This is a genomic window from Acetanaerobacterium elongatum (assembly GCF_900103835.1).
In the GTDB taxonomy this organism is placed as follows: Bacteria; Bacillota; Clostridia; order Oscillospirales; family Ruminococcaceae; genus Acetanaerobacterium; species Acetanaerobacterium elongatum.
Genome location: NZ_FNID01000061.1, coordinates 1 through 8662, shown reverse-complemented (window position 1 = coordinate 8662; position 8662 = coordinate 1). Strand labels below are relative to the sequence as shown.

The following is an 8662-nucleotide window of genomic DNA, read 5'->3' as shown; positions in this document are numbered from 1 at the left end:
TTGTGTTCCTGAACGAATTGCATTTTTTTCGCAGATAGTGTGCAGACCACATCCGCCAGCAAGATATTCCAAGACAGCTTTCTTCTTTAATTCGGAGCTGTAAACGCGGTTCTTTTTTGTCGGGGCAAGACCCAAAGCACCCTCCTGTCGATATATCCGAGCCCATCTGGCTATTGATGCAGGTGCAACCTTGGCTCGTCTGGCGGCTTCCTCTCTTGAAATTTTCCCAGATACATACTCTCGAGTGATTTTAACTTTTTCAGTAACCTCTATTTTAGATTTTTGTGGCATAAAAATACTCCCTTCATGATGAACAGTGTTTGTTATTTCACTGTCTCTCATAAAGGGAGCATATCAGAAAACGGGGCGCCTACTCTTTGTTATATATTTTAAAATATTTTTTAAAATAGGGTTTCAAAAATCGGGGCTTTTTACTCTTTTATAATTGAAAGGCAAAATACCGAAAGCGTTCTGAAACCGAGCCAGCGTACGGGGGACGGGAATGGGATACGGACGGTAGGAAGCGTTTCTATTAAAAATTAAAGGAGATATAAAAATGGCAATAGCACATTATGATCAGTCCTCCAAAATTACCATCTACCAGCAGATTACAAATACGAGTTGTGCTGCTACCTGTGCTGCTATGTGTGTCAATAGAAGCCCTGAAACGCTCCAAGCAGATGGGTTTAACCTTGGATATGCAAACTGGTCTGGAATAGCCCAAGCATATGGATACTCGGTAACAAATGGTACGGCTTCATTATCTGGTATTCTTACTATTTTAGCCAGCGGATATCCTGTTATTGTAAAAGTTAATACCGGCTCAAATGAGCATTGGGTTGTTGTCACAGCATTCACCGGGGAAGAGAATAGTCCTGCGGCATCCAATTTTACCTGTGCTGATCCGTGGACCGGAGAAAGCGTTACTCTAAGGTATGCAACACGCTATAACGGTATTTATACAACAAAATACTTCTCGTAAAAATCTAGGTTGAACTAAAGGGGCAGTTTTACAACCGCCCCTTTCTCTATACCTTAATTAAATAATTGATTTCTTTCCCATCCTCTAAACTAAACATTATAAAATAAAAATTATTATTATCTTTGTATGACGCAATAAAGTTGTTCGCATAAATGCTTGATTGGTCAATGAAATGATACACTTTTCTATTGTCCAGATCATAAAGCTTATCAAACTCGGGGAATAACCCATCTATTGCAAGATATGTTCTAGCCGTCACTTCCACCGGAAGCTTGTATACTAACCCGCTCTTTGTTGATATACAAGCATGATTCAATTCCTTCGTATAAATATAGTCGATAACGGTTCCTTGAGTGATATCCCCGAGTACAATTATATCATCATCCAAACCGGAAGTGCCTTTAATATCCTTGTTTACGCTCCCTTCGTATGCGCTCCCTGATACAAAAATTTGGTTGGGCCGACCGGCTTTATAGATGTCCTCAGTTAATACAGATAGGTTGCCATCTACTTTTTTAATGTTTTTTTCATACCCGTTCGCCACTTCCATCGCAGATACTGAACGGTCATTGGCCTGCCAAGCAATGTGGTTTTCATCTATCACGACAATACCCCAAAAGCGTGGTGCGTTTTTACGATAAGAACTGTCCGCTTTAATCTTGACCGTCTTTTTAAGTTCCAAATTCCCGTTATAATAGTCCACAGTAGATGCCTTTATTATAAGAATATATTTGTCGCTAAAGCCAACCGCACAATGAGATATATCTATCGTCTTTTCTTGCACTAACGTATTCGGATCGAATTGATATATTCTTACATTGTCAGCAGCTGAATCATCCGCAATGATTAATTTGCCGTCAATGATAGCCATCTTTTTGTTAAAATGCCCGTCAAACGGCAGTTTCTTTCGAGCTTGTACTGTCGCCTGAACGCTTCGGAAATCCTTTTCGGCTAGCTCCGTCACCTTGAAAACAGCATGTTCACTCACGGTATCCTCCTGCTGTTCCGGTGAAGAGGAAATTGATGACATATCGGCGGCTGGTTCACTACTCACTTTATCGCTCGAAACCACCTGTTCACTCGGCAAGGATGATTGTTCTGCTTTAGTGGAAATAACCTGCCAACTACACCCGCTAATCCCAACAATAAGAATACTAAGGCATATCGCTATGCACGTCAGATTGATTATCTTGGTTTTCTTTATACGTTTGCTCTTAGTTAATCGCCTCATTAGAAACGCCTCCATTTTTCAATTACCTTATTATAGCACACCCAAAAGATTGAATTGCTGCATAATTATATTAAATTAATAGATTGTTTACAATTGCTGGGTTTCAAAATAGCGTTAATTCTCCTCTTTTATATATAAAGGAGGTAATTAGTGTTATGGATGACAATATTTTTAACCTTATTGTCGCAGCACAGCAGCACAAGGGCGAAGCGTTAGAAAAACTGCTTCATCAGTTTACTCCGCTGCTGAAAAAGTACGCCCGTATGCTTCAATACGAAGACGCTTTTTACGACCTGCAGGCCGACTTTATTGGCCTGATAACAACGTTACATATAGAAAACATGCAGCATAAAGAGGACAAGTTTCTCGTTTCGTATTTTAAAAACACGGTTTACAGCGATTATGTCCGTATATCGAAAATTTATAAAAGATACCGGCAAACCCACCTGCTGGAATGTGACATGAGCCCTGATGAATTTGCCAATATAGATATCATCGCCGTTACATACGACAACTATGATTCTTTGCTGCTTAACGATTTACAGCATATCCTGAACCGTAAAGAATTTGAAGTAATATACCTGTGCTATTTTCTGAATTTAACCCCAAACCGGGTCGCCCTGTTAAAGCGTGTCTCCTGTCAGGCGGTTAACAAAGCCCGCAGACACGCAATAGACAAGCTAAAAAAGGAGCTATTATCATGACGGAATTATTGAATTACTTTCTGCCGGACGGCGTTTGGGCTGTTTTAAGCGGTATTCTCATCTTTTACATACTAAAAAGTCAGGAAAAGCGCGACACTAAGCAGGACGAGCGCGAACAGAACTACCAGAAGATTATTTCAGACCTTACGGAATCGCTAAAGGACGTGCATGAAATAAAAGCGCTGCTGGATGAGAAATTGAAATGAGCGCAAAAAGTTGTTCTCTATTCCCTATTTATGTTATACTGCATTTAATATCACAACCCCGGTCAAGAAATCTAACATTGAAAATGCTATCCTTAACGTAAGAGGTGACAACGTGGAAAGCTGGGAAAAGGTGAATGCCGTACAGCGGATGCAGGACTATATCGCCTCGCACCTTGCCGAGCCGATTACGCTGCATATGCTTGCGCAGGCCTCGGGCTACTCCCCGTGGTACTGCACACGGCTATTCAAAGAGCTCTGCGGCAAATCTCCGTTTGAGTACATCCGCCTGCTGCGCCTTTCAAAGGCCGCGCTTCGCTTGCGCGACAGCGACGACAGGGTGCTGGATGTGGCACTGGACTTTGTGTTTGATTCGCACGAGGGGTTTACGCGTGCCTTCTCGAAGCAGTTCGGGTTAAGCCCGAAGGAGTACCAAAGCCGTACGCCGCCGCTTAGGCTGTTTATGCCCTATGCTATCCGCGATTACTACCTCATGCTTCAAAAAGGAGGGAATCATATGGCCGAGAAAAACGAAAAAAACACCGCCGCCGTTTTTGTGCAGGTGGTGGAGCGCCCCGCGCGCAAGCTTATCATCAAACGCGGTATAAAGGCCACCGAATACTTTTCATACTGCGAAGAGGTGGGCTGCGATATCTGGGGGGTGCTTTCCAGCATTAAGGAAGCGCTCTATGAACCGATCGGGATGTGGCTGCCGGATAGGTTCCGTACCGCCGGCACCTCGTTTTATGCGCAAGGGGTAGAGGTTCCTGCGGATTACACCGGCATGGTGCCGGAGGGCTGCGAGATCATCGACCTGCCCGCGTGCAAGGTGATGGTTTTCCAAGGCCCGCCCTACGAGGATGAACAGTATTCCGAAGCCATCGAGCAGGTGTGGGAAGTGATGAAGCGGTATAACCCCGAGCTTTACGGCTTTACATGGGCCGATGACGACGGGCCGCGCTTTCAGCTGGCGCCCATGGGCTACCGCGGTTACATTGAGGCGCGTCCGGTTCGGCAAATTAATTCAAAATAAAGCCTAAACAAAATACCTATTCTGCAAGCAAAACAGCAGAATAGGTATATTTTTGCATTCTTATAAACACAAAAACACCGCTTTCTCCCGTGCGGTGCTTTTGTGTATTAGGCAGTTCAATTATAACAAAAGAAGGAATTATTTAAGGGTGGCGATTGCAGCCTGCCATTGCTCCGAGGCCGCTGCAACCAGCTTGGTGCTTTCATCCACGGCGGTTTGTTTCTCTTCGGCAGAAGCCGCGTCCTTTGCCGCCATAATCTTTTGCATAGCGTCGGAATAAGCTGTTATTGCCGAAACAATATCTTTATGCTGCTGTGCCAGCGAATCGGGCACATAAGGCGTTACCTCTTTTTCAAGGGTGGATACTACTTCATCGTTGCTCTGCTTCAAGGAATCCACCGCGTCCCACCACTCGGCGGTATCGCTGTAGGTCTGCAGGGATAAATCCAGTGTATCCGCCATCAGGCTGTAGCTGTCTGCCAGCTCGCCCATGGCGCTATAATACTCTTGTTCCGAAACCTTCTGGCTACAGGCAGTAAGAGAAAAGGCGAGAATCCCTGTTAATAAAAGTGCCGCTAATCTTTTCATATGCTGTCAAATTACCTTTCTTCATTGCCGGTCCAAGATTAGTGATGATGCTCACCTTTCTCTTCCCTAACCTCTCCTGTATTTTAGCATAGAGCAAATCAAGTAGAAATAAATAATCTCGTTAAAAAGAATACAATCTTGTCCGTCTGCCCCGAACAAGATTGTGCAACAAAAATTTTAACTTTTTAGGCTTCTAGTCTTGGCTTTTATAGCCCTTTAAAATCTTATCCAGCATATCCACATACTCAGCAAACTGCTGAAGCCCCAGCGCCGTAAGGGTATAGGTGGTTTTAGGCTTCCGATTTTCAAACGCCTTGCTGCAGGTAACACAGCCGTATTCCTCCAGCTTGGATACCTGAACGCTGAGGTTGCCGTCGGTGGATTGAGTAATATCCTTTAGCTCGGTGAAGGTTTTTTCACCCGTTACCAGGGCGCTGATAATTGCTATTCTAAGCCTTGTTTGAAAGGCGGGTGGTATCTCATGAATTTCCATCAGCATTCCCAGCCTTTTTCTTTAGATAGAAGCCCATCATAAAATAGGTCAGCGGGCTGATGATAACCATATAAAGCGACCGCACTGTAAGGCTGATATCGGAAAAGCTCCCGGGTATGGTAATCGTATTGGGAAAGATGAAGGTTAACACGTAAGCCACCAGAACCGCAGCTCCCCACCCTATAATCAGGCGGTTATTTAGGATAATGCCGGTAGCGATGAGGACGATGCACAGAATGACTGTTTGTATAGTTTGCAGCGTGTTTACTGCAAAATACTGATCACTAAAGGCGGAAGTGGTTTTAAATATTCCGTCAACAACAAAGGAAACTATTCTTAATGCATTGAAAACAGCGGGAAAGAATAACACAACCCCCCACAAATCAAAAAAGCGTACCGCCGTTTTGCCCGAGGTTTTGCTGATTTTACTTCGCTGCAAGAAAAAAATTACAGCTAAAATACATAAGAATACCATATTTATAATTGCAAGGACCATGCTTACAATGCCCTGCTGCTGTATTGAGCCTGCTGTAAAAAAAGAAATAAATCTGCCGGCATTCACCACCGTTTCGTAAACAGCCACAATAAAAAAGATAACGGATAATCTGGTTAACTGAATCTGCGAGCCTGCCATGGTTTTCTTAATAAATAAAACATCCTCCATTGCCTGCCTGATATTCTCGTCCATATCAACCTCTCCTTTTTCTATAAACTACTTTATAGTATAAAGTAGTTTATAGCGGTTGTCAATACCCAATTCCCGCTTTTATAAAAAAAATGCAAGTACTAAGATACCATGGACTTCACCATAAAATATGTAAGGCACGCGTGTGTACACGCGTGCCCTTGCACAGGTGGCGGTTGGTGGCTATCGGCTCATCGATGACAGGTCATCAATAAAATCAGATACGGCACGAATCGCCATTCCAGCATTCTTCTTCAGCTTGGTTTTTTTAAAAATCCTTCTCATCTGCTTACCGCCGCCAAGCACATAGGCTCCGGCGCCAATTGCCGCCACTACCGCTACACCTGTGGCAATGCTGGATAAGGTTTTCATAGTACTATTCATCCTTTCGACTGCGTTCTATCAAAAGCAGGTGTACATCTGCAAGAATTATTGTCACCGTCTGTGAATTGATTATTGATAGTAAATATCGGCGCAATTTCGCCGAAGTTTTACCTGATGCATAAATTTATAGCAATGCTGCAAGCAGGCTTTGTTCAGTTTTACAGCTTTGCAGATTAAAAGGAATTATAAAGCAGCTTTAGGTTGTTTTATTTGCCAGAAGCCGGATTGTTGTTATATACTATTATTATTCAAGATGATGAATCTTATAGTTTTTGCCCTCATTTTTACAATTTTGATAACCACAATCTTAAGCGATATACTGTAATCAGATGCCGGTTATTCCTTCTTGCTCTGATGAAGTATGGTGAAAGGAATGGTCAACACTATGCCTGCTCTGCAAACCGGCCCTAAAAAAGTGGCCGCCATACATGATCTTTCCGGCGTGGGAAGATGTGCGCTTTCGGTTGTTCTGCCGGTGCTTTCGGCTATCGGCGTGCAGGTTTGCCCCATACCAACCGCAATCCTCTCCACCCATACCGGGGGGTTCGGCGATGTGGCGTTTTTTGACCTGACCGACTTCTTAAACCAGAGCCTGAGCCACTACAAAAACATCGGTGTTGAATTTGACTGCGTATACAGCGGTTTTTTAGGCTCGGAGCATCAGATTGACAGCTGCCTGAACTACTTTAAAAGCTACCCTAACGCCCTGGCGGTGGTCGACCCTGTGATGGGCGACCACGGAAAGCCATACAGAACTTATACCCCCGTAATGAGGGCGCGTATGGTGGAGCTGGTGCAGGCCGCGGATATCATTACGCCCAATCTCACCGAAAGCGCCATGCTTCTGGGCATGGACTACCCTGCTACGCTTACCCACAGTGAGGCCAAGAGCATGCTGGCGCGCTTGAGCGAGAAAGGCCCCAGGCAGGTGGTCATCACCGGCGTGCCGATGGCAACGGGCGAGATGGCAAACCTGGGCTACGACCGCGAACGCGGCGCCTTTTGGTATGTGAAGTGCAACTATGTGCCTGTTTCCTATCCCGGCACGGGTGATGTGTTTGCCAGTGTACTCACCGGTTCGCTGCTGATGGGCGACAGCCTGCCCATGGCGATGGACAGGGCCACCCGCTACGTGGAGCTTACTATCCATACCACCTTCAGCTTCGGCACCGACACGCGCGAGGGCATTATGCTGGAGAAAACCCTGCCATGGCTTACCGAGCGGCAGATGGTTTCGGGCTTTAAGCCGCTGTAACCGGCAACACTTTTTAAATGGGTAGCGTTTATAAGTAAATTTTCAAACTTTGAAAAAATTGCTGTCGGAGTATTACTCCTCCTACAGCAAAGCTGCATCGCAATTTTTATAGCGTTTTGTGCCTTTCCCGCACAAAGCGCCGGAAAGGAATGATTATAAGTATGTCCGGTGAAAAAACTAAAAAACGCTTTGATCTTTATATCATCGTTGCCGTGGGGTTGCTGGCGGCACTGGTGTTTGCCGCTTCGTTTTTAAGAATCTTAATTCCCACCCCGCTCGGCAACACGGCGCTTCACCTGGGCAACGTGCTCTGTCTGCTTTCCGGCCTGCTGCTGGGCGGCTTAAACGGTGGGCTTGCCGCGGGCTTCGGTTCGTTCTTTTTTGATTTGGTATACCCCGGTTACGCCGAGAGCGCCCCTTATACGTTGGTATTCAAGTTCTGCCTGGCGCTTGTCTGCGGCCTGATTGCCTACGCAGGCGGACGCAGGGGCGAAAAGGCGGGCTTTAATATCCTTGGCGCGATTGCCGGTTCGCTTACCTATGTAGTACTCTACCTTGGCAAGAGCTTTCTGTTTGATATCTGGTTTGCACGAACCGAGGTTGCCACCGCATGGGCGGATGTTACAGCCAAGGGTATAGTTTCTATCGCGAATGCCGTTATCGCGTGTGTGGTGGCGGTGCCGCTCGCGTTTGTTATCCGCAAGGCGGTAAGCCATACCGCAATCTACAAGCGCGTGATGAAGTAATCTGCTCTTATCATAATCAAAACCACCAGTTAAACTGGTGGTATGCACCAGCCCTAAAAGGGCATATTACTGGCACAGCGTCTCAAGACGCACTGAATGGTTCCGCCAACCGCATTACTATTACGGGCAGCCGCTAAAGCGGCTGTTCGTTTTTCATGCCTTTGTTTCCTTGCTACCCGTGAACGGGTCTATGTATTCTTTGAATGATATTTGATCTGAAGCTATGTCTTCTTGTAATTGGTTTTTGATATATTCTTCAATTACTTTTGCATTTCTTCCTACTGTATCAACATAATATCCTCTGCACCAGAAATGCCTGTTCCCATACTTATACTTCAAATTTGCATGCCTATCAAAT

General features: G+C 45.2%; 13 protein-coding genes. 6 read left to right on the top strand and 7 right to left on the bottom strand.

Annotated elements, in window-relative coordinates:
* A partial coding sequence (locus tag BLR50_RS14050; RefSeq protein WP_143008134.1) for a helix-turn-helix domain-containing protein occupies positions 1-342 on the bottom strand: 342 nt, incomplete at its 3' end.
* Between the two features lie 214 nt (positions 343-556).
* Here BLR50_RS14050 and BLR50_RS14045 point away from each other — a divergent pair.
* Positions 557-982, top strand: a complete 426-nt coding sequence (locus tag BLR50_RS14045) for a C39 family peptidase (protein ID WP_092643742.1) — start codon at positions 557-559, stop codon at positions 980-982.
* Positions 983-1028: 46 nt separating this feature from the next.
* Here BLR50_RS14045 and BLR50_RS14040 read toward each other — a convergent pair whose 3' ends face one another.
* Positions 1029-2213, bottom strand: coding sequence for a hypothetical protein (locus tag BLR50_RS14040; protein ID WP_143008136.1), 1185 nt, complete (start codon positions 2211-2213; stop codon positions 1029-1031).
* A gap of 155 nt (positions 2214-2368) precedes the next feature.
* Here BLR50_RS14040 and BLR50_RS14035 point away from each other — a divergent pair, with 155 nt between their 5' ends.
* The 3 genes from BLR50_RS14035 to BLR50_RS14025 all read left to right on the top strand — a co-directional run bounded on the left by BLR50_RS14035 (position 2369) and on the right by BLR50_RS14025 (position 4153).
* Positions 2369-2917, top strand: coding sequence for a sigma-70 RNA polymerase sigma factor region 4 domain-containing protein (locus tag BLR50_RS14035; RefSeq protein ID WP_092643736.1), 549 nt, complete (start codon positions 2369-2371; stop codon positions 2915-2917).
* Positions 2914-3123 carry a BhlA/UviB family holin-like peptide gene (locus BLR50_RS14030; RefSeq protein WP_092643733.1) on the top strand — a complete coding sequence of 70 codons (210 nt, stop codon included), beginning with the start codon at positions 2914-2916 and terminating at the stop codon, positions 3121-3123. Before BLR50_RS14035 ends, BLR50_RS14030 begins: the two co-directional genes overlap by 4 nt.
* Before the next feature lie 112 nt (positions 3124-3235).
* Positions 3236-4153: an AraC family transcriptional regulator gene (locus tag BLR50_RS14025; protein WP_092643745.1), complete on the top strand. Its 918-nt coding sequence runs from the start codon at positions 3236-3238 to the stop codon at positions 4151-4153.
* 138 nt (positions 4154-4291) lie between these two features.
* Here the strand turns inward: BLR50_RS14025 and BLR50_RS14020 are convergent, their stop codons facing one another.
* The 4 genes from BLR50_RS14020 to BLR50_RS14005 form a co-directional block, all read right to left on the bottom strand.
* On the bottom strand, positions 4292-4741 hold the full coding sequence (locus BLR50_RS14020; protein WP_092643730.1) for a hypothetical protein: 450 nt from the start codon (positions 4739-4741) through the stop codon (positions 4292-4294).
* Positions 4742-4934: 193 nt separating this feature from the next.
* Positions 4935-5240 carry a winged helix-turn-helix domain-containing protein gene (locus BLR50_RS14015; RefSeq protein WP_242871781.1) on the bottom strand — a complete coding sequence of 102 codons (306 nt, stop codon included), beginning with the start codon at positions 5238-5240 and terminating at the stop codon, positions 4935-4937.
* The gene (locus tag BLR50_RS14010) at positions 5221-5922 is read right to left on the bottom strand and encodes a hypothetical protein (protein WP_092643724.1); all 702 of its coding nucleotides are present in this window, start codon (positions 5920-5922) and stop codon (positions 5221-5223) included. Before BLR50_RS14010 ends, BLR50_RS14015 begins: the two co-directional genes overlap by 20 nt.
* 180 nt (positions 5923-6102) lie before the next feature.
* Positions 6103-6291, bottom strand: coding sequence for a hypothetical protein (locus BLR50_RS14005; RefSeq protein ID WP_092643721.1), 189 nt, complete (start codon positions 6289-6291; stop codon positions 6103-6105).
* 385 nt (positions 6292-6676) lie between these two features.
* Here BLR50_RS14005 and BLR50_RS14000 point away from each other — a divergent pair, with 385 nt between their 5' ends.
* Positions 6677-7558, top strand: coding sequence for a pyridoxamine kinase (locus tag BLR50_RS14000; protein WP_242871780.1), 882 nt, complete (start codon positions 6677-6679; stop codon positions 7556-7558).
* A 149-nt stretch (positions 7559-7707) separates the two neighbouring features.
* Positions 7708-8304 carry an ECF transporter S component gene (locus tag BLR50_RS13995; protein ID WP_242871779.1) on the top strand — a complete coding sequence of 199 codons (597 nt, stop codon included), beginning with the start codon at positions 7708-7710 and terminating at the stop codon, positions 8302-8304.
* Positions 8305-8457: 153 nt separating this feature from the next.
* Here BLR50_RS13995 and BLR50_RS13990 read toward each other — a convergent pair.
* Positions 8458-8662: transposase (locus tag BLR50_RS13990; protein ID WP_205408699.1), on the bottom strand; the 205-nt coding region annotated here is incomplete at its 5' end.

What these genes read in the sequence shown, in the direction of transcription:
- BLR50_RS13995 (WP_242871779.1), top strand. Translation starts at nt 7,708, where the DNA reads ATGATTATAAGTATGTCCGGTGAAAAAACTAAAAAACGCTTTGATCTT.
- BLR50_RS14030 (WP_092643733.1), top strand. Translation starts at nt 2,914, where the DNA reads ATGACGGAATTATTGAATTACTTTCTGCCGGACGGCGTTTGGGCTGTT.
- BLR50_RS14045 (WP_092643742.1), top strand. Translation starts at nt 557, where the DNA reads ATGGCAATAGCACATTATGATCAGTCCTCCAAAATTACCATCTACCAG.
- BLR50_RS14005 (WP_092643721.1), bottom strand. Translation starts at nt 6,291, where the DNA reads ATGAAAACCTTATCCAGCATTGCCACAGGTGTAGCGGTAGTGGCGGCA.
- BLR50_RS14010 (WP_092643724.1), bottom strand. Translation starts at nt 5,922, where the DNA reads ATGGACGAGAATATCAGGCAGGCAATGGAGGATGTTTTATTTATTAAG.
- BLR50_RS14015 (WP_242871781.1), bottom strand. Translation starts at nt 5,240, where the DNA reads ATGCTGATGGAAATTCATGAGATACCACCCGCCTTTCAAACAAGGCTT.
- BLR50_RS14035 (WP_092643736.1), top strand. Translation starts at nt 2,369, where the DNA reads ATGGATGACAATATTTTTAACCTTATTGTCGCAGCACAGCAGCACAAG.
- BLR50_RS14020 (WP_092643730.1), bottom strand. Translation starts at nt 4,741, where the DNA reads ATGAAAAGATTAGCGGCACTTTTATTAACAGGGATTCTCGCCTTTTCT.
- BLR50_RS14000 (WP_242871780.1), top strand. Translation starts at nt 6,677, where the DNA reads ATGGTCAACACTATGCCTGCTCTGCAAACCGGCCCTAAAAAAGTGGCC.
- BLR50_RS14040 (WP_143008136.1), bottom strand. Translation starts at nt 2,213, where the DNA reads ATGAGGCGATTAACTAAGAGCAAACGTATAAAGAAAACCAAGATAATC.